The following is an 18,801-nucleotide window of genomic DNA, read 5'->3' as shown; positions in this document are numbered from 1 at the left end:
ACCCCGGAGCGGCTGTCGAACCGCCGGCAGATCCTGAGCCGGTTCCGGAAACGCCTACCGAGCCAGAGGCTCCGGTCGAGCCAGAACCGGTGGATACCGCTGGTTCGACCGGTGAGGAGTAGACCATGCCTCATATCTTCGCGGGCGCCGGTGCTGCGTTGCCCTCGGGAATGACCAAGAACGGCACCAGTCCGATGGGTGCGGCGAACACTTGGACCACCGTCCCGGGCTGGACGGCCGACACCACGACCTACCCGGGATCGGTCGTCTCCGGAGACGGATTGCGCCCGCAGTCGAGCCACGGGGGAGCGCAACTCTCCGCCGCGGTGGTGTTCGCCGGTGGGACGATGTCCGGCAACTACCAAGCGAGGTTGCTCGTCACCGGCACTGTGGTGGCCACCGGCGCGGTGGTGACAGGCACCAGCGGCACGATGACCGTCACCGGAGCCGCGTCGGTGAGCACCGGTGACACCGTCACGCTCGAGGTCTTCAGCAGTGTGCAGAGCACCTGGCAGGCGACGGTTTCCGGCGGTGCGGGAACTTACGTGCGGATCACCTGACTCTTTCTGTAGCAGTTGAGAGGTAGCTACCCGGCGAACTAGTGCCGCGTCCGGAAAAGTTGATGCGGTAACGGCTCGAGGTGGCGGGTTGATCCGTGGCCGGTGACCGGTGATGCTGCCTGACGGAGGTGGTGCCGGTGGCTCGCAAGCCGGATGTGTTCGTCAGAGCGGTAACCCCGGAGGAAGGCCGCAAACTCGCCCAGATCGCCCGGCGCAGCACAGTGCCGGTCCGGATGCGGCGGGCCGTGGTGGTGATGGCCTCGGCCCAGCATCAGCCGGTCGGGCTGATCGCGAAGCTGATGCAGGTGTCGGAATCCTATGTGCGGCAAGTGATCCACGACTTCAACGCCCATGGATTCGAGGCACTCGACCCAAAATGGAGCGGGGGCAGGCCGGCGAAGACCGATCGAGCGACACGTGATCGGATCACTCAGATCGCCCGGTGCTGCCCCCGTGATCTGGGCTGGCCGTTCAGTGTGTGGAGCCTGTCGAAGCTGGTGGAAGTGTTGCGGCTCAACGGGATCGCCGACGTCAGCCGGGAGACGCTGCGCGTGATCCTGAAGGCTGGCAGGGTGTCGTGGCAGTCCACCAAAACGTGGAAGTCCAGCAACGACCCGGAATTCGTCGCCAAGATGAGCCGGGTGCTCGACCTCTGCGACAATCCGCCCGAAGACGGGCGGGTGATCTGCGTGGACGAGTTCGGGCCGTTGAATCTGCTCCCACGAGCGGGCCGTGGCTGGTTCGCCGCTGGTCGGCCCAAGCGGTTGCGGGCGACCTACCACCGCGCCCAGGGTGTCCGGCACATGTTCGGTGCCCTGGACCTGGCAAGTGGCCAGTTGTACTACCGGATCCGGGACCGGAAACGATGGATGGAGTTCCTGTCGTTTCTGAAGTCGTTGCGGGCTCGCTGGCCGGGCGAGAAACTGTATCTGATCTGCGACAACTACTCGGTCCACAAGCGAGCCGAGGTCCGGGCGTGGTGCGCGGACAACGACGTCGAGTTGGTGTTCTTGCCGACGTATTCGTCGTGGCTGAACCGCATCGAGTGCGAGTTCGCCGCGCTGCGGTACTTCGCGTTGAACGGGACCGACCACCGCAGCCACGCCGAGCAGGACGCGGCGATCGGTGACTACATCCGCTGGCGTAACCAGCACGCCGGACCTATCCGCGACTTCGCGGTCGGCTCGAAGATCCGGCGGCCGGATTACCTACCCGACGTTGCTTGACGCGGCACTAGCCGATATGGTCAGTCGAGTAGGTACATGATAGCCATATAGACGACCAAGAAGAGAGTGCCCGAGACCGCCAGCACCGCTGCTGCGTGAATCTGACGTATGGCGCTGCGCCCGCGCTTCCAGCCCATGTCTGCGAGCTCGGCTGCAATCATATCTCGTACCGGCTGTTCCCGGTCGCGATCCTTTGGCCATGGGGCGCCTTCTCCATCGGGCCACCAATACTCGACGGTTTGGGCAAACTTCCGCTTTTCCTCGAGAATTAGCGTGAAGCAATACGGTGTGCGTTGCCGATTTCGGTCGTACGGGCGGGATACCCGCAGTTTGTTGTGCCCGACCTGCCGGACCTCGAATTCGGGGAAACTCCCGAGTACGAGTCGTAGCCTCTGCGTCAACTCGGTTTTCGCAGAAAGGGTTTCGTCGCTCACGCCCACATCTTACGGTGCCGGTCGATGTGGACTGAGCTGAACGCTGGTACAGGAAGAGAGGTCTAGGTGAACGATGGGTAACGACGGTTCAGGATGGATGTGGGAGGACATTCCCGGAGATCCAGCAGGAACTTTCGAGCAAGCGCCGCGGCCCGTACCAGCTCACCGCTGACATCCTCATCCAGCCGATCACGCGCAGGCAGATGCGGATGCTGCGGGAGGAGCAGGACGAGGACAAGCAGCTGGCGATCGTTCTCGGCGAGCATCACGAGGCGGTGGAGGAGCTGTTCGCCGACCGCCCCCTCGACGAATGGCTCACTTTCCAAGACGACCTGAACGCCTTCTTCTTCGGCGAGGGCGCCGCGGAGCTGCCGGGGGGATCCGAGGGCTCGTAGAGTTCTGGGACCGCTTCGGTGCCGCGCTCGAATACGACCTGTTCGAGCGCGGCATCGACATCCGGGACTGCATCGGGCCACAAGCACTGCGCACGCGCGATTGGCGCACGATCTGGCGGCTCAAGGACCGTCTCCCGCTCGGGTCGCACTACAAGACAGCCCTCTCGACGGACCGAACTCTTGCGGAGCTGTTTCTCGACGACGAGGCCGCCCATGGTAGAGACGAAAGCGACTGGAACGCACAGGGGTTCACTGCCGAGACCTACCTGCCGATGACGATCGCCGACAACCTTCAAGCTGTCCAGGCGGCCGTGATCGCTGCTGCCGGCGTCGACTTACCCCCTATCGTTCCGATCGTCCGCCCGACCACCGCCCTGGACGACCTGCGCGAGGAACGTCGTCGCAGAGCAATCGAAAGATTGGTTGCACCGTTCTGACCACCAATCGGTGAGGCGCCAGCGCGAGTAGCTTTCTAATCCAGCGCGCATCGGGACACCGAAGCGGGCAACCTAGTCGATTGAGCCGCTGCTGACCTCGGACTCTGAGTGTGTGCCAGTCCGCGATTTCCCCGCAAACTTTGGGCGTAGGCGGGTGCCATTGCGTGATCTCATGCTGGCACCCACATCCAAATACGTATCGGGCTCGGGCGGGTTGTCGCTCAGTAGAAATCTTCGTGCCGTCCCGGCTAGTCTGGCGGATGTGAACCATAAAATCGTGATCGAGTTGAGCCGTGAACTCGAATCTAAATTCTCCACGATCGAATATCACCGAATCCCGGTGGAATCGCTGGCAAGCAATTCAGATCAGGCGGCGTGCATTACGCTTTTAAATGACACTGCCGATGCCCTTGATTTGCGGCGGCAGCTTCGGATCACTGTGTTCAGGCGCAGTTCCGGAAGTTACCATATTTTCGGCAGGATTGCATTGGAATCGGCTGCAGTGGCCAGCATTGTCGACATGCTTCCCGAGGCTGCTCGACTGCATGCGAACCTCTGGTATGAGGTATCGGGAACTGTTGTAGAGACGTCACTTACCGACTTGATCGGGGTCGACAGCCATATGGCGCCGCAGATTTCGTCGCTGAGAGAGGTCTCCAACGTCGTCGACGGCCTATTTCGTGTAGTTACAGAGCGTGGAAGCGCGTGGTTCAGTAGTTGGTCGACATTTGACAGCATTCTCGACGCGGCAAAGCGCCGAGAGTGGCTGTCGTTCATGCGATGGAATATCGATCCTGTCGCTTTTCGGGCTGCGATCGTGCTCGGTGCGTGTAACGGCGAATATGGATCTATTTCTCGTGCAATGGACTGGTATCTCCGCCGGTCGATCGGAATGAACAGCAGCGACTCTCGGTGCCGGGCCAAAGCGCTGGATGAATACCTGCAAGAGCGATTCGTGGGCTATCGAAACCTCCGCGCGGCTGGAGGTGATGAAGGATAGGTCATTCGTAGAAGGTTGACTAATGTCATTGTTTGAAGCCGAAGATCTAACAGTCGGTGGCGTGGCCGCAGCGGTCGGTGGAGTGTATGCGCGCGACGCTGTCGCCGACCGGTTCGGACGGCAAGTATGGGGAAAGGCGCTCCCATTTGATGCAAGGTACATGCAGCGTGCGGGTCCAGAATATCAGAACATGCCGAACCTGGGCAATATACGTAGCAGGCCCTTCGGTACGATGGGTGAACTTCTGCAACGGCAGGTCTACAACAATTGGAGCGATCACGCGCTACCGTCCGAACCGCGTGTAAGAATACCCGGCGCGCCTGCCGGGTCGTATATTAAGCCGGATATTCCGGTAACCAGACGGGGCGGCCTGTTCGGGCTCGGCTCAGGAATGGTATTCGGCGAGTCCAAGGTCTCGGCAATTCCGTATCCCAAGCAGCTGGAGCTCGCGGAGAAGCCCCGCATGCCGCAGTGGATCAAAAATAGGCCGATAACCAAAGGTTTCACGACCAATCAGCTGGCGGCCTATCCTCAATTCACTGGCGGCGGACTGACGCTTGGATCCTCCGAGAGCAATGCCCTCGATCTCGCTCTCAATGAGGGTAAGAAGCAGGGTGTCGTCCGCCACATGCGGCTGCCTCAGTCGGTTCCCGCGGGTTCGCCCGACAACAGATGGCAGAACCTCAAAGTCCGCGGCGTCGAAACGGGGCGTTGGGGCACGCACATCGTGCCGACACTGCGACTGGCCGGTCAGGTTGCGAACCGGCTGAGCGCCGAACGGGTCGCGGTGAACGGGGAGGCATCGAAGCCTGGTGTCGTTGAAAAGCAGCTGTAAAAGATTGCCGACAAGGACACTCTGGCTGGCCGCGCCTGCAACAACGTGAAATGGGCAACCAGCAAAGTAACCGGAATTCCGTCCCGAGCGGGCGCGGCCGTAGGTTAAAAAGTCGCGAATTCGACTGTTGGGAAGGCCACTGTCGGTAAGATCTCCGCGCTCGCGGAGAAGCCTGGCGTCCGGCTGTCACAGACCGCGCCGGTGAGCGCAATCGTGAAGGCGGCTGGGTCTCCGGTGGGTCGTCTCGGTGGAAAGCTGCTCGGGCCGGTCAGGACCGGTCTCGCAATCATATCTGATATTGCCAAGGGAGATTCTGGTCCGTAGCGAAGCAAGCGATTCCGGCGAAAGCGCTCGGTGCCGTCAACTCCGGCGGAGACTCGGTCGATCAGTCGACGACGATCAATCTGCAGACGCCAGATGTGGATACGGCCTTCCAGAAGTCGAAGACGTGGGAGTCCCAGCGCGCGTTGACCTACGCGGGCACCTGGTAGTCATCGCGCCAGAAGCACGCATATCAGTATCACGATCGCCGTCAGCAGCACGGCCAAGGCAGCCTTTTTGACCACCACGATGGTCCACCCGACAACGCCGCGACCTTGTTTCCAGCCCGCTTCGCCCAGCACTGCCGTGATCAGGTCGCGGACGGGTTGTTCCTGAGCGCGGTCCCGCCGTAGCGGCATATCGCCATCCGTGGACCAGTATTCGACGGTTTCGACGTAGCCGCGCTTCACATCGACCAGCAGCGAGAACCGATACGGAGTGCGTTCTTGCTTGTAGTCGTGCGGGCGGGAAACCCGTATCTCTCGGCGGCCGACCTGCCGCACCTTGAAGTCTGGAAGGCCGGTGAGCGCAAGACGCAAGCGCTGTTCCAAATCTGCTCGCGCAGAGGCACTTCGGTCGTTCACGGTCGGATTCTACCGTCGGTCGCAGCTGTCTGGGAAGGGCTGTGTTGGTCAGCGGGTGTCGTTTCGACTACCAGAGAAGGCGGAGAAGAAGAGCTATGCCCCGACCCGCGAGCGGGAAAGCCCCTATGCGGGAACGGCATTGAAACCGTCGACGAAGATCGGCGGTGAGTTCGGAGCCAGAATCGGCGGCCATGATTTCTTCAACCGCACCTTCTACTCGAAATCGGGTGGCACTCCGGAAAGCCCCTGGACGAACAAGGCGGGTCTCGCCATCGGTGCCGGAGTGGAGGGGACCCTCGGTCAAGGCAAGCCTGGTATCGAGATCGGCGGGAAAGCTACCGCGGGCCTGCGGGTGGGCGCGCAGATCAGGCAGACCGACCACCTCGACATGATGATCAATGCGCAGGCAGGTCTGCTTGCCGAGGCCGGAGGGAAGCTCCCGATACAGAAGACCTCGGCCGACGTCGGGTTGGAGGCGTTCGCGGGTGGTAAAGCCGGTATCGACGGCACCTCCAGCAAGCGGCGGGCATCGCGGTGCTCGGCGCCGGAGCGGCGAACGCGGAGGAGCCGGCGCCCAGCACCGGGTCCGCCGATCTGACCGCCCTGCTCAGCGCGCTGACCAGCGGATCTTCGGAGACCGAGGAGGTCGTCGAGGAGGAGCCGGGCACCGGGTCGGCGGAGGGTCTCGCGGCGCTGCTTGCTCAGCTGACCAGCGGTTCGGCCGGCGAGACGCCCACGGAGTAGTTCCGATCGGACCGGGCTGTCGCACAGTGGGGCCGCGCGCCCAGTGACGATGAGTTCTTCTCACGTTCATGTGGAATATGTTTCGCGTAATTCTGCAGTGATAAGAACTCAGTATTCGTCTAGAAGGAGAGAATATGTTCGACACCCTGGCCCAGATCCTGCCCATCCTCCTCGCGTTTGCCAGTGGGTCGGCGGCCTGAGCTATCTTGGATTTTCGCGGCGCCCGTCGGATTGGACGGGTGCCGCTTTTCGTCTATCGGGCGGGAATCAGGCGGTAGAGCCACCACGGGCGAGCCGGGAAGGCCGGGTCGTAGATTCGCAGCAGCATGCGGCGTTCGACGCCGGTACTGCGTTCCCGGATCCGCAGGTGGCGGCGGGCGATGTCCTGGGGGCGGGCGTCGCTGGTCCAGATGGGGTCCCAGTCGGTGGACTGGCCGCAGGATTCGGTGATCTCGGTGATCCGCTGGGTCGGTGCCAGCGGGGCGAGCATGCGGAACGCATGCACCAGTAGTTGGGCCTCGGTGGTCCAATCGATGAATACCTTCTTGGCCGCCGGGTCGAGGAACATCCATTCGAGCACGTTCACGCCCGCGCCGAGTCCGGGGAACAGGCGCTGGTAGTCGGCATTCGCGGCGAGCATGTCCATGGTGGGGAAGCGCTGGAAGCACGCCGGATGCGTGAGACTGGCCAGATCGGTCAGATCCTCTGCCGTGGGCGCGGCGGGCGGAGTGCCGGAATCCAGTGCGGGCAGGCCGAGTACGAGGATGTGCTTGCGATACCACAGCGGCACATCGAGGGAATCGAAAAGCCGCTGCAGCATGGGGGAATTCGGGACCAGCGCACCCGACTCGATCTGGCTGATCAGCAACGGTGCCATCTGCGCCCGTGCGGCCAGCTCGGTCCGCGCGAGGCCCGCCGCCATCCGGCGCTCCCGCAAATACACACTGAGCGCGGTACTTTCACCCATCACGACCCCCGAGCCTCACCCCGACCGCCGGCAATTTCCAGGGTACGCCGGGTTGGTGGGGAGAGATCAGAAAAACAGGTCACGAGTGATGTCGCGCGAACCCCTCGTCCGCGCGACATCATCGAGGGGTCGGCTACTGCCCGACGGCGTGCGCGGCCACCCAGATCCGGGCCGGATCGTAGGTGTCGCGGATGTGCTGGAGCCGTTGCCATTCGGCGGTGCCGAAGGCGGTGGCCGGGTCGATCAAGCGGTCGGCGAAGTTCAGGAACGATGTCTCGGCGGCCCAGGGCCGCAGGGCGGCGACGACGCCGGTGGTGACGGTCTCGCCGAGCGCGGCGAGCTCCTGTGTCGGCCCGGGCGACACCGCGAACAGGGCGTACGCGCCGGCCAGGTGGGACAGTGCGGCGTCCTGGGGACGGGCGAGCGCGCCGCCGAGATGACGGAGTTCGGCGAACATGAGCGGGGTCTGCACGCCGGGGCCCGCCACCGCGAGCAGGGCCTCGACGGCCTCCTGCGGCAGGTGCGTGAGCAGTGCGTGATCGCTCACCGCGGGGGTCGGGCCGGGCGGGTCCATGTGCACGTCGAGCAGCGCGGCGGCGGGGATCCGGCCGAAGGTGTCGAGTTCGGGGGCCAGCGCGCGCAGTGGGGCGAGCAGTTCGGCGGCGCGGTCGTCGGCTTCGAGCACGGCGCCGTCGATCACCACGAGACTGCGCCCGGACAGGAACGGCGGCAGCTCGGGCCGCGGGGGAAACCGCATGAGCCGCACCGAGGTGGTGACCGATTCGGGGACCGTGGCGGTCCAGTCCCGCCACGCGGACAGCACCTCGGGCGCGCGCTCGATGTCCCACAGCAGCATGCCCGCGAAGACGTCGGCGAGCGGGAGCAGGTCGAGCTCGATCGCCACCACGACGCCGAAGCTGCCGCCGCCACCGCGCACCGCCCAGAACAGGTCGGGGTGTTCCTCGGCGGTCGCCCGCACGAGCGATCCATCGGCCGTGACCAGGTCGATCGCACGCACGGCGGAGCTGGCCAGACCGTGCTCGCGGCCGTAGAAGGACAGGCCACCGCCGAGCAGATACCCGGCGACCGCGACATCGCCCGCGCTGCCGTGCAGGGCGGTGAGCCCGTGCGGTGCCGTCGCCGCCAGGACGTCGCGCCAGAGTGTGCCGCCGACGACGCGTGCGCGACGGGCGACCGGATCGACGGTGACACCGGTGAGTTCGTGCAGCCGGAGCAGGACTGCGTCCTCGAGCCCGGCCAGGGCGGCGGCTCCGTGCCCGGTGCTCTGCGGCGCGATCCGCAGGCCGAGGGCGGTGGCGGCCCGGACGAGGTCGACGACTTCGTCGACCGAGCGCGGCACCGCGACGGCGGCGGGCCGCTGCCGGACGGCGAGGTTCCACGGGGTGCAGGCCGCGTCGTAGCCGGGGTCGCCGGGCAGAAGCGCGAGGTCGCGCAGGGCGGTCGTGGTCGGGTTCATGAACGGTCCTTCGGATCGGGAGAAGTGGGGATCACCTGTGCGCTGAGCTCGACGAGAGAGCCGGGGAGCGCGAGGTGCGCGACATCGACGAGCTCGACCGGTACCTGGGCACCTTCGAGCCATTCCGCGACGAGGTCGGTGAGATCGGCGGCGTCGGCGGGAGCGCGGGCGCGGACCCGCAGACGCACGATCGATGACGCACCGAGCCCGCGCGCGGCCAGCGCCGAGTCGAGGCGCTCGAACGCCAGGCACAGCTGTGCCGTGGCGTCCTCGGCGTGCACGAGGCGGCCCGACTCGTCGACGGAGGTCGTCTCGATGGTGATGGTCACGCGTCCAGATTCGCCCTGAATCCCCTGGACCGGCTATCCCAACCGGGAGGGGAATCGGGTATCCCAGGCGCCTGGGATATGCCGACCTATGGTGTGCCGCGCATACTGATGGCATGCGCAGTCGGCTCCTCCCCGAGCGCGTGCGGAGCGATCTCGACGTCATCTCGCGCGCCGGTCTCGACCTCGACGATTTCCTGCTGGAGTCGACCGATGCGCTGCGGCGCGCGGTTCCCGCGGTGGCCGTCTGCGTCGGCACGCATGATCCGGCGACGATGATGCTCACGAGCGCGCGCAAATACGGGGCGCTGGTGGCGCACAACGAGCACGACCTGCTGTTCGGCACCATCGAGTACGGCACCGACGACCAGACATCGTTCCGCTCGCTCGCGGTCGCCGACCAGCCGGCGATCGGCATGCACGCGACCATGGGCGACGAGGTCGAACGCTGTGAGCGGATGGCCCGGCTGATGCGCCCGATCTACGGCTTCGCCGACGAGTCACGGATGATGTTCCGGGACGGTTCGGGCGTGTGGGGATGCCTGGCGCTGTTCCGTGGCAGCGACGACCCGAAGTTCACCGATGCCGAGATCGGCTACCTCGCCTCGCTGTCCGGCTCGTTCGCTCGCGGAGTGCGGGCAGGCATGCTCACCCGGTTCGTCGGCTCCGGTGACCTGGGCGCGAAGACCGCGGGCCCAGCGGTCGTGATCGTCGGCGCGAACGACGAGGTGTTGCAGATCAGCCTCGGCGCCGAGGAGCGACTCGCGCAGCTGCGCTCCTCGGCCCACAGCGGTGACCCGCTCAGCGTGGTGATCTCGCTGGTGAGCGCGGCGCGCCGGATGCTCGGCACGCCCGGCGCCCCGCTGCCGACGGCGCGGGTGCGCACGCCGTCCGGTGTATGGCTGGTGCTGCACGCTTCACCGCTGGCGGGCCCCGACGGCGCCGTCGGCGATGTCGTCGTCACCATCGAGGAGGCGCGCCCACCCGAGATCGTCGCACTCGTCGTCGCGGCATTCGGGCTGACCCCGCGCGAACACGACGTGACCAGATTGGTCCTCCAGGGCGTCGAGACGAAGGAAATCGCCGCGGCCCTGCATGTCTCGGCCTATACGGTCCAGGACCACCTCAAGTCGATCTTCGACAAGGCCGGCGTGCGCAGCCGTCGCGAACTCATCGCCCGCGTGTACTTCGACCAGTACGTCCCCCGCATGGGCACCGAAGTCGGCCCCTCGGGCTGGTTCACCCGCTAGCGAGCCCGCGAACGACGAACGGTCCGGAGTTCGAAAACTCCGGACCGTCCAACTGGTTTCGAAAGAACATGGGTAACTCGCCGGGAACCGGCTAACTCCCCACGCGCCTTCCCGCCGGCCGCGTACCCGGCTCGAGACCCACCTGAGTCCGGCCGGAATACGCGGAGAGGCGAGCTAGAAGGCGGCTTCGTCCAGTTCCATGATGTCGTTGTCCAGGTTGGCCAGGATCGCGCGGGTGGCGGTCAGCTCCGGCAGGACGTTGCGGGCGAAGAACTGCGCCGAGGCGACCTTGCCGGTGTAGAAGGCGACGTCGGAGCCGGTGGCGCCGTTGTCCAGGGCCGCGAGGGCGATCTCGGCCTGCTGCAGCAGCTGCCAGCCGATGAACAGGTCGCCGACGGACATCAGGAAGCGGACCGAACCCAGGCCGACCTTGTAGAGCTCGGTCGGCTGCTCCTGGGCGCCCATCAGGTGGCCGGTCAGGGTGGCGGCCATGGTCTGGACGTCCTCGAGCGCGGTGGCGAGCAGCTTGCGCTCGCCCTTGATGCGCTCGTTGGCGGAGTCGGCGTCGATGAACTTCTGGATCTGGCCTGCCACGTGGGCCAGGGCCACGCCGCGGTCGCGGGCGATCTTGCGGAAGAAGAAGTCCTGCGCCTGGATGGCGGTGGTGCCCTCGTAGAGCGAGTCGATCTTGGCGTCGCGGATGTACTGCTCGATCGGGTAGTCCTGCAGGAAGCCGGAGCCACCGAAGGTCTGCAGCGAGTCGGTCAGGTACTGGTAGGCGCGCTCGGAGCCGACACCCTTGACGATCGGGAGCAGCAGGTCGTTCACGCGGAACGCGACGTCCTTATCGGCACCCGAGACCGCGGCGGCGATCTCTTCGGTCTGGTGGGCGGCGGTGTAGAGGTAGATCGCGCGCAGGCCCTCGGCGTACGCCTTCTGCATGGCCAGCGAACGACGCACGTCCGGGTGGTGGGTGATGGTCACGCGGGGCGCGGCCTTGTCGGTCATCTGGGTCAGGTCGGCGCCCTGGACGCGGGTCTTGGCGTACTCCAGCGCGTTCAGGTAACCGGTCGACAGGGTCGCGATGGCCTTGGTGCCGACCATCATGCGGGCGTTCTCGATGACGTCGAACATCTGCGCGATGCCGTTGTGGATCTCGCCGACCAGCCAGCCCTTGGCGGGCACGCCGTGGCCGCCGAAGGTGACCTCACAGGTGGCCGAGGCCTTGATGCCCATCTTGTGCTCGACGTTGGTGACGAACACGCCGTTGCGGTCACCGTAGGTCTCGGTCTCGAAGTCGAAGTGGATCTTCGGGACGTAGAACAGCGACAGACCCTTGGTGCCCGGGCCGGCGCCCTCGGGGCGAGCCAGCACCAGGTGCATGATGTTCTCGAACAGGTCGTCGGAGTCACCCGAGGTGATGAAGCGCTTGACGCCCTCGATGTGCCACGAGCCGTCTTCCTGCTTGATCGCCTTGGTGCGGCCCGCGCCGACGTCGGAGCCGGCATCGGGCTCGGTCAGCACCATGGTGGCGCCCCAGTTGCGGTCGGCGATCTTGGCGGCCCACTGCTTCTGCTCGTCGGTGCCGTTGTTGAAGAAGACCTGCGCGAAGCCCGCGCCGGCGGCGTACATCTGGACGGGCGGGTTGGCGCCGAGCACCATCTCCGACAGCGCCCAGGTGATGGCGGACGGGGCGTTCAGGCCGCCGAGCTCCTCGACGACGCCGACCTTGGCCCACTCGCCCTCTTCGAGCGCCTTGTAGGACTTCTTGAAGGACTCGGGCAGGGTGACCGCGTGGGTGTTCGGGTCGAAGGTGGGCGGGTTGCGGTCCGCGTCGGCGAACGACTCGGCCAGCGGGCCCTCGGCCAGGCGACGGACCTCGGAGAGCATTTCCTTGACGGTGTCGGTGTCGAGGTCACCGAAGGTGCCCGCATCGAGCAGCTTGTCGATCCCGAGGACCTCGAAGAGGTTGAACTCGAGGTCGCGAACGTTTGCCTTGTAGTGGCCCATGTGAGTACTCACTCTCCGTTGAGTTCTGGTGCGGTCGGTTGTGCGCCGTTCCCGCCCTGTGACGTCCACCGGGGTAGCCTTACCGGTTTTCCGCATGCTACTCGCGGGTAACTTATGCACCATATTACCGGTGGGTAATCGTCTCGGCAAAGGGGCTGGGGGCAATGTGATGTGAAAAACACGCACTGCCGCCGAAACGTTGCTCGCCGCGGCGGCGGGGCTACCGTGAGGTGTGCGCATCGAGACGAGTGCCGGACCCGCCGAAGTCGAGCTCGACGAGGTCGCCGACCCCGCTTTCCTGCTGGTGATCACGCACGGCGCCGGTGGCGGTGTCGATGCGAAAGACATTCTGGCAGTACGTGATTCGGCGATAGCGTCCGGTGGCGCGGTGGCCAGGGTGCGGCAGCCGTACCGGGTGGCCGGGCGGCGGGCGCCGGGGTCGGCGGACAAGCAGGACGAGGCCTGGCTCGAGATCGTCGCCGCGCTGCGGGCCCGGTTTGCCGGGGTCCCGGTTGTTCAGGGGGGTCGCAGCAACGGGGCGCGGGTGGCGTGTCGCACCGCCGTCGCCGTCGGCGCGCGCGGGGTGATCGCGCTGTCGTTCCCGTTGCATCCGCCGGGGAAGCCGGACAAGAGCAGGCGCGCGGAGCTGCTCGCGACCGGCGACATCGAGGTCGTGGTGATCAACGGCGGCAGCGACCCGTTCGGGGTGCCCGATCCCGCCGATGCCGCGGAGGTGAAAGTGATCCCCAAGCAGGCGCATTCGTTCCGCACCGGGTTCGACGTGATCGCCGCGACAGTCGAACCCTGGTTCGCCCGCTGGCGCTAGGCTTTCGCCGCAAGCACGCTTCGATCGAGGCAGGGGCAGTAATGAAGGCGCTCATCGTCTGCACGTCCAAGTCGCACGGCAACACCAGGAAGGTCGCCGACACCATCGGGTCGGTGCTCGACGCGCGGGTGGTCGACCCGGCGGAGATCGGCGCGGCCGACCTCGCCGGCTACGACCTCGTCGGTTTCGGGTCGGGGGTGTACTGGATGGCTCTGGACGCACGGCTGCGCGAGTTCGTCGACGCACTGCCCGCCGGGCAGGGGCGCGAGGCGTTCGTCTTCGCCACCAGCGGGCTGCCTGAGCCGCGATTCCGCCCCTACCTGCGCAATCTCGGCGACCAGCTCGCCGACAAGGGCTTCGAGGTGGTGGGTGGGTTCGCCTGCCGCGGCCTCGACACGATGGGTCCGCTGGCACTGGTCGGCGGGCTGAACAAGGGCCGCCCCAGCGCCGACGATCTGATCTCGGCGCAGGGTTTCGCCGAGCAGCTACGCGGCCGGTTCGCCTGATTCCGGCAGGTCCCGTTCGGCCAGGACCAGCGCGTCGATCGCGTCGGGCCCCTCGGTAGGGCGCAGCACGGCATCCGCGATGCGGATGGTGATGTGCTCGCCCGCGGCGCCCAGCTCGGCGCGGATGTCGTCGGGGGTGAACAGGATGGCCGGGTCCTGCGGGCCGCCGTAGCCGTCGGTCAGGTTCCTGGTGTCGTGACCGAGCACGAGCAGCACGCCGCCGGGGGAGAGCATGCCGGCGAGTTCGCGCAGCAGGGCGCCGCGCTGCTCGGCCGGTAGGTGCACGAAGACCATCAGGATCAGCTCGTACGGTCCGGTGATGCCCGCGCCAGCCAGGTCGGTGATGTCGGCGCACTGCCAGTTCACCCGTGAGCGCACCGAACGGGACAGCCGGGCCGCGACCGTGCGGCCCTTGTCGATGCCCACCTGGGAGAAGTCGACGGCGTCGATCTGCCAGCCGTGCGTGGCCAGCCACAGGGCGTGGCGGCCCTCGCCGCAGGCCAGGTCGAGCGCGCGAGGCAGCGCGGGCGGGGTGCCGCCGGGTTCGTCGGGTCGCAGCTGGATCCGGCGATCGAGGCCGTAGACGTACTCGACCACCGTGCTGTTCGGCGGTGCGCCCCAGATCAATTCACTATGGGCATACCTAGCGTCCCATTCCGCCGCGTCCATGCCGCCAGTCTATGGGGGCGGCGCTACAGCCGGGTGCGCATCAGGACGACGTTGTACTGGGTGTGGATGGTCGTCATGAAGTAGAGGTCGCGGCCGGTCTGGTACGGGAAGATCGACGGCGCGTAGGCGGTGGGGAGCTCGCGGGCGTCGATCAGCACCTCCGGCGCGCTCCACGGGCCCTCGGGCGACGACGCGCGGCGCATGACCACGGAGTTGAACGGGTCGGTGGTCAGCGAGACGAACTGGCCGAGGTACTCGTTGTACATCACCGACAGCTCGCCGACGCCGCCCATGATGGGCGCGGCCGCGTTGACGTCGTTGAGCTTCCACCCGCTGCCGTCCCAGTACTCGTACGCGCCCAGATTCTCGATCTGGCCTTCCGGCACGCGGGCGACGAAGGCGTCGTTGTTGCGGCCCGAACGGGTGCCGTACTCGTAGACGAAACCGCCGTCCTTGAGGAAGGCGTTCATCTGGAAGTTGGCGTTGCCGCCCTCGTCGGGGCGACGGGTGTGGCCGAGGTCGGCCCAGGTCTCGCCGTTGTCGGCGGAGGCGGCCAGGCCGGAGAAGCTGGTGGTCCACTCGCCGGGGGCGTCCCAGGTCTTCACCGACATCATCGACAGGTACTGCACGCCGTTGGCCGAGATGCCCGCGGTCGGGATGCGGCTGATCTCCAGGAACGGGATCTTCGGGCTGGGGATGAGATCGCGCGCCTGGCCGACGACATCGCGCACGACGCTGTCGAAGAAGACGCCGCCCGAGGGGTCCTTGGTGTGGCTACGGACCAGGATGTTCGAGCGCCACGCCCAGGTGCTGCCCGCCAGCAGGTTCGGGAAGCCGATGCCGGCGGTGTCGCCGAAGGCGGTCAGCATCTCGCCGCGGCCGTTGTCCCACATGATCCCGAGGTCGGTGCCGAGGACGTTGTAGTTCTGGGTGTTGTTCGGGCTCGCCATGCCGGTGACCTGGAAGACGGCCTGCGTGCGCCCGTGCAGGGCGGGCAGGCCGTTGGTTCCGTTGAGCACCGGGATGGGGTTGATGGCGTTGGGATTCGCCACGGCGGGCGTCGCTCCGCTCACCAGCATGGCCGTGGCTCCGGCGAACGCGGCAAGCAGGATGGAACCGGTCTTCTTCACGGTCGTCGGAGCCTCCGGGTCACGCCGAAAATCGAGCCCGCGCAAGTTCACCTGTGTCGCGGACCACATTTCGACTATTGGGCGAATCGCAGAGATGCTAACAGTCGATCGGAGTGACGTGGGGTACATCGACTAGTGGGTCGGCATGAACAAATGATCAGTTGCCTGCCACTAGCTGCGATTCAGGGCCTTGCGCAGGAGCAATGGCACCTGGGCCGCGCGTTCGGCGGCGAACGTCGCGCGGGAATTCCGCTGCCAGGACCGGTCGAAGAGGCGCTTGGCGGCGGCGACCGCCCGCGGATCGCGGGCCGTGATCCGGTCGGCGAGGGCGGCGGCCGCGGCCTGCGGGTCGTCGGCGACCTCGGTGACCAGGCCGATCCGGGCGGCCTGGGCGGCGTCGATCTGGTCGGCGGTCATGGTCAGCAGCATGGCCTGGTCTATGCCGATGAGCTGCGACAACGTGGCGACGCCCGACATGTCCGGAATCAGGCCGTGGGCGGTCTCCATCACCGAGAACTCCGCCGTCGGCGCGACGATGCGGAAGTCGGCGGCCAGCGCGAGCTGGAGGCCGCCGCCGTAGCAGCGGCCGTGCACCACGGCGATCACCGGCACGTTGAGGCGGCGCCAGGCCCAGCAGGCTTCCTGAAAAGTATTCGTGCCACGCCATGGTCGCGGGAGAAACTCCCGGACGATAGCCAGCGGATCGCGGGTGGCTGCCGCGATATCGAGTCCACTACTGAAACTCGGACCGTTACCGCTGACGATGACGACCCGGGTTTCATTGTGCTCGGCCACTTTTCGCGCCGCGGCGACGAGATCGCGGAGCATTTCCAGCGTCAGTCCGTTGTGTTTGCCCGGCCGGTTCAGGGCGATATATGCGCGGTCGCTCTCGAAGCGGATGGTGATGTGGTCTCCCATGGGCCCACCTTACTCGGGAGTCAGTTCTCAGGTGGGTGGGACGGTGTGGCTCTGACGGCGGCGGTGCGGCATGATCCTCCACGGCTGCGCATCGGCCGATGCGCAGCGATCGAGAGGACTCGAGAGTGCGGATCTGTTTGCTCGCCGCGGCGCTGATCACAGTGCCGGTGCTATCTGCGTGCGGAAGTGGCGACGAGGCGCCCGCGGTCACCCAGGCGGAGCTGTCGAAGTCGTTGCAGGACAAGGGGTTGACCAACCCCGAGCTGGCCGACTGCGCGGCGCAGGTCTTCCTCGATTCGGGGATGTCGCAGGACGGGCTGCGGGTGATGGTGTCCAACGCGCAGTCCGGCGATCCGGCGAAGCTGCTCGGCAAGGACGACGCCGCCAAGGTGGGCGCCGCGCAGTCCGAGATCGCGGAGAACTGCGTGCACCTGGGCCGCTGAGCCGCAGGCCGTAGCGATCGCGGCGATTCGAACCCTCGTCGGGTCCGCACGCCGGTGTTGCACTGGAAACGCCGACGACAGGAGTCGCCATGACAACGGCGAGAATCGCCGACACGAGCTGGTCGCCGTCGAATGTCCGCTCATGTCGATGACAGCGCACTCGAATTGCGTCGGTACCCTTCGGGCGTGATAGGCGGCTCCACTTACACCTGCTCTCGCTGTGCCGAACCGCACGACGGGCCTCCGCTCAGCTACGGCACGCCGGCTCCCGCGTACTGGAACACCGACGCCGCGGATCAGCCCGGCAGTGTGCTCGGTGAAGAACAATGCGTGATCGCGGGATCGCACTTCTTCGTACGGGCACGGCTGGTCATTCCGATCATCGACCTCGACACCGAATTCGACTGGGGCGTCTGGGTATCTGTCAGTGAAGCCGGCTTCGAGAGGATGTCGGCGCTGTGGGACGAGCCCGAGAGAGTCGAGGAGCCACCGTACTTCGGGTGGTTGTCCACGGTGCTGCCGCTGTATGAACCGACCACCTTGAACCTGAAGACCAAGCTGCATACCCAGCCCATCGGCGACCGGCCACTCGTGGAACTGGAACCCACCGATCATCCACTGGCTGTCGAGCAGCGAACCGGGATCACCTCAGCCCGGGTTCAATGGATAGCCGAACAAATCCTGCACACGAACCCGGCGCTGGGGCACGGAGGCCCTTCCTGAGTGCTCGGGCAAGACCGACTGAAACGACGAAAGCCCCCGGTTGACCTGGGGGCTTTCGTGCTGGAGCCGATGACGGGAATCGAACCCGCGCTGTCTGCTTGGGAAGCAGAAGTTCTACCATTGAACTACATCGGCGTGCGTTCATCGAGCGCGTTCGCGACTCTATCAGACCGGTTCGTGTGCCGGTCAACTCTTTGTCGCGGCCGGGTTGGGGCGGGTGGGGCGTCGACCGGTGTTGACGGGTGGGCGGGTGGATCCGGGGCCGGATCGGTGGGGTCGTTCTACAGTGCGTCGACGGGTTCGCACAGTTGGTCAGCGTGTTGTGCGGGGTCGGGCGGGCCGCGGTGCGCGGCGTAACAGGTTCTCCGGTTCGAGGTTTCGGCTCGGTGTCGCCGGGTCGGGTGGGGCCGGGACGACGAAAGGCTGACTGAATGAAGCGGGTTCTGTTCGTTTCGGTGATCGCGGCGCTGGCCGTGCTCGGGGCGGGGTGCTCGGACGACTCCGGGTCCGAGACCGGGACCACCACCAGCAAGGCCACGACGACCACCAGCGCGACGGCGACGACGACCACCGGTTCGGCCGAGCACGCCCCGGGCTACGGCGACCCGGGGCATCAGCCCCCGGCGACGATGCCGCCGAACATGATGCCCAACCCGAACGGGGACGGGACCTGGGTGCCGTGCGAGGGCACGATCTGCACCAACCCGAATCACGGGGCCGGGCCGGACGGGGGCGGCGAGACCACCCCGCCGGTCGAGACCACCAGCCCGGCGCCGCCGAGCGGGCCCGGCGACATCGTCAACCCGACCACCACGCTCCCGCCGACCGGGCCGGGCGACATCGTCAACCCGACGACGCAGGCGCCGCCGAGCGGGCCCGGCGGCATCGTGCAGCCGACGCAGTAGCCCCCGGCGGATACCGGCCGGTGGCCTCGTCGTCAGCAGCGATTCGCCGAGGCCATCGACGCCGGTGGGTGCGGTCCCAAGGGGTGGGGGCGGTCTACCTGCGGCATCAGGCTGC

At 66.4% G+C, this 18,801-nt stretch carries 22 protein-coding genes and 1 tRNA gene; 13 read left to right on the top strand and 10 right to left on the bottom strand.

Annotation, left to right across the window (positions count from 1 at the left end):
* Nucleotides 1-125: 125 nt before the first annotated feature.
* A complete protein-coding gene (locus NV348_RS14260) occupies nucleotides 126-560 on the top strand; it encodes a hypothetical protein (RefSeq protein WP_447147377.1) in 435 nt (144 codons plus the stop codon).
* Between the two features lie 137 nt (nucleotides 561-697).
* Complete coding sequence (locus NV348_RS14255; RefSeq protein WP_447147376.1) at nucleotides 698-1,786, top strand: IS630 family transposase; 1,089 nt, start codon at nucleotides 698-700, stop codon at nucleotides 1,784-1,786.
* Nucleotides 1,787-1,806: 20 nt separating this feature from the next.
* Here the strand turns inward: NV348_RS14255 and NV348_RS14250 are convergent, their stop codons facing one another.
* Nucleotides 1,807-2,220, bottom strand: coding sequence for a hypothetical protein (locus tag NV348_RS14250; RefSeq protein ID WP_447147375.1), 414 nt, complete (start codon nucleotides 2,218-2,220; stop codon nucleotides 1,807-1,809).
* 203 nt (nucleotides 2,221-2,423) lie between these two features.
* Here NV348_RS14250 and NV348_RS14245 point away from each other — a divergent pair, with 203 nt between their 5' ends.
* The 4 genes from NV348_RS14245 to NV348_RS14230 all read left to right on the top strand — a co-directional run bounded on the left by NV348_RS14245 (nucleotide 2,424) and on the right by NV348_RS14230 (nucleotide 4,887).
* On the top strand, nucleotides 2,424-2,615 hold the full coding sequence (locus NV348_RS14245; protein WP_447147374.1) for a hypothetical protein: 192 nt from the start codon (nucleotides 2,424-2,426) through the stop codon (nucleotides 2,613-2,615).
* The gene (locus NV348_RS14240) at nucleotides 2,531-3,052 is read left to right on the top strand and encodes a hypothetical protein (RefSeq protein ID WP_447147373.1); all 522 of its coding nucleotides are present in this window, start codon (nucleotides 2,531-2,533) and stop codon (nucleotides 3,050-3,052) included. The genes NV348_RS14245 and NV348_RS14240 overlap by 85 nt, the downstream gene beginning before the upstream one ends.
* A 262-nt stretch (nucleotides 3,053-3,314) precedes the next feature.
* A complete protein-coding gene (locus NV348_RS14235; protein ID WP_447147372.1) occupies nucleotides 3,315-4,052 on the top strand; it encodes a hypothetical protein in 738 nt (245 codons plus the stop codon).
* A 22-nt stretch (nucleotides 4,053-4,074) separates the two neighbouring features.
* Entirely contained in the window at nucleotides 4,075-4,887 is an 813-nt protein-coding gene (locus NV348_RS14230; RefSeq protein ID WP_447147371.1) for a hypothetical protein, read from the top strand.
* A 491-nt stretch (nucleotides 4,888-5,378) separates the two neighbouring features.
* Here NV348_RS14230 and NV348_RS14225 read toward each other — a convergent pair whose 3' ends face one another.
* The gene (locus NV348_RS14225) at nucleotides 5,379-5,792 is read right to left on the bottom strand and encodes a hypothetical protein (RefSeq protein WP_447147370.1); all 414 of its coding nucleotides are present in this window, start codon (nucleotides 5,790-5,792) and stop codon (nucleotides 5,379-5,381) included.
* 55 nt (nucleotides 5,793-5,847) lie between these two features.
* Between NV348_RS14225 and NV348_RS14220 the strand changes: the two genes are divergently transcribed.
* Nucleotides 5,848-6,390 (top strand): hypothetical protein, encoded by a 543-nt coding sequence (locus NV348_RS14220; protein ID WP_447147369.1) that lies wholly within the window; start codon nucleotides 5,848-5,850, stop codon nucleotides 6,388-6,390.
* Nucleotides 6,391-6,789: 399 nt separating this feature from the next.
* On the opposite strand, the gene NV348_RS14215 is transcribed toward NV348_RS14220, so the two are convergent.
* The 3 genes from NV348_RS14215 to NV348_RS14205 all read right to left on the bottom strand — a co-directional run bounded on the left by NV348_RS14215 (nucleotide 6,790) and on the right by NV348_RS14205 (nucleotide 9,309).
* Complete coding sequence (locus tag NV348_RS14215; RefSeq protein ID WP_447147368.1) at nucleotides 6,790-7,503, bottom strand: helix-turn-helix domain-containing protein; 714 nt, start codon at nucleotides 7,501-7,503, stop codon at nucleotides 6,790-6,792.
* Nucleotides 7,504-7,636: 133 nt separating this feature from the next.
* On the bottom strand, nucleotides 7,637-8,980 hold the full coding sequence (locus NV348_RS14210) for an FAD-binding oxidoreductase (protein ID WP_447147367.1): 1,344 nt from the start codon (nucleotides 8,978-8,980) through the stop codon (nucleotides 7,637-7,639).
* Nucleotides 8,977-9,309 (bottom strand): Rid family hydrolase, encoded by a 333-nt coding sequence (locus NV348_RS14205; protein ID WP_447147366.1) that lies wholly within the window; start codon nucleotides 9,307-9,309, stop codon nucleotides 8,977-8,979. The genes NV348_RS14210 and NV348_RS14205 overlap by 4 nt, the downstream gene beginning before the upstream one ends.
* Nucleotides 9,310-9,422: 113 nt before the next feature.
* Between NV348_RS14205 and NV348_RS14200 the strand changes: the two genes are divergently transcribed.
* Nucleotides 9,423-10,556, top strand: a complete 1,134-nt coding sequence (locus NV348_RS14200; protein ID WP_447147365.1) for a response regulator transcription factor — start codon at nucleotides 9,423-9,425, stop codon at nucleotides 10,554-10,556.
* 174 nt (nucleotides 10,557-10,730) lie between these two features.
* On the opposite strand, the gene NV348_RS14195 is transcribed toward NV348_RS14200, so the two are convergent.
* On the bottom strand, nucleotides 10,731-12,566 hold the full coding sequence (locus NV348_RS14195) for an acyl-CoA dehydrogenase (RefSeq protein ID WP_447151035.1): 1,836 nt from the start codon (nucleotides 12,564-12,566) through the stop codon (nucleotides 10,731-10,733).
* A gap of 232 nt (nucleotides 12,567-12,798) precedes the next feature.
* On the opposite strand from NV348_RS14195, the gene NV348_RS14190 reads away from it, so the two are divergent.
* Nucleotides 12,799-13,392: an alpha/beta hydrolase family protein gene (locus tag NV348_RS14190; protein WP_447147364.1), complete on the top strand. Its 594-nt coding sequence runs from the start codon at nucleotides 12,799-12,801 to the stop codon at nucleotides 13,390-13,392.
* A gap of 41 nt (nucleotides 13,393-13,433) precedes the next feature.
* Nucleotides 13,434-13,898 (top strand): flavodoxin family protein, encoded by a 465-nt coding sequence (locus NV348_RS14185; RefSeq protein WP_447147363.1) that lies wholly within the window; start codon nucleotides 13,434-13,436, stop codon nucleotides 13,896-13,898.
* Here the strand turns inward: NV348_RS14185 and NV348_RS14180 are convergent.
* The 3 genes from NV348_RS14180 to NV348_RS14170 all read right to left on the bottom strand — a co-directional run bounded on the left by NV348_RS14180 (nucleotide 13,878) and on the right by NV348_RS14170 (nucleotide 16,615).
* Complete coding sequence (locus NV348_RS14180) at nucleotides 13,878-14,567, bottom strand: class I SAM-dependent methyltransferase (RefSeq protein ID WP_447147362.1); 690 nt, start codon at nucleotides 14,565-14,567, stop codon at nucleotides 13,878-13,880. The genes NV348_RS14185 and NV348_RS14180 overlap by 21 nt on opposite strands.
* A gap of 23 nt (nucleotides 14,568-14,590) precedes the next feature.
* On the bottom strand, nucleotides 14,591-15,697 hold the full coding sequence (locus NV348_RS14175; RefSeq protein WP_447147361.1) for a glycoside hydrolase family 183 protein: 1,107 nt from the start codon (nucleotides 15,695-15,697) through the stop codon (nucleotides 14,591-14,593).
* 171 nt (nucleotides 15,698-15,868) lie between these two features.
* Complete coding sequence (locus NV348_RS14170) at nucleotides 15,869-16,615, bottom strand: crotonase/enoyl-CoA hydratase family protein (RefSeq protein WP_447147360.1); 747 nt, start codon at nucleotides 16,613-16,615, stop codon at nucleotides 15,869-15,871.
* A gap of 125 nt (nucleotides 16,616-16,740) precedes the next feature.
* Between NV348_RS14170 and NV348_RS14165 the strand changes: the two genes are divergently transcribed.
* Together NV348_RS14165 and NV348_RS14160 are read left to right on the top strand one after the other, a co-directional pair.
* A complete protein-coding gene (locus NV348_RS14165) occupies nucleotides 16,741-17,058 on the top strand; it encodes a hypothetical protein (protein ID WP_447147359.1) in 318 nt (105 codons plus the stop codon).
* A gap of 132 nt (nucleotides 17,059-17,190) precedes the next feature.
* Nucleotides 17,191-17,781: a DUF2199 domain-containing protein gene (locus NV348_RS14160; protein ID WP_447147358.1), complete on the top strand. Its 591-nt coding sequence runs from the start codon at nucleotides 17,191-17,193 to the stop codon at nucleotides 17,779-17,781.
* 61 nt (nucleotides 17,782-17,842) lie between these two features.
* Here NV348_RS14160 and NV348_RS14155 read toward each other — a convergent pair.
* Nucleotides 17,843-17,916: transfer RNA gene (locus NV348_RS14155), tRNA-Gly, on the bottom strand.
* 296 nt (nucleotides 17,917-18,212) lie between these two features.
* Between NV348_RS14155 and NV348_RS14150 the strand changes: the two genes are divergently transcribed.
* Nucleotides 18,213-18,686: a hypothetical protein gene (locus NV348_RS14150; protein ID WP_447147357.1), complete on the top strand. Its 474-nt coding sequence runs from the start codon at nucleotides 18,213-18,215 to the stop codon at nucleotides 18,684-18,686.
* Nucleotides 18,687-18,801 lie beyond the last annotated feature (115 nt).

Source organism: Nocardia fodinahabitans, from assembly GCF_052983615.1.
This window is presented reverse-complemented; position numbering and strand designations above follow the sequence as displayed.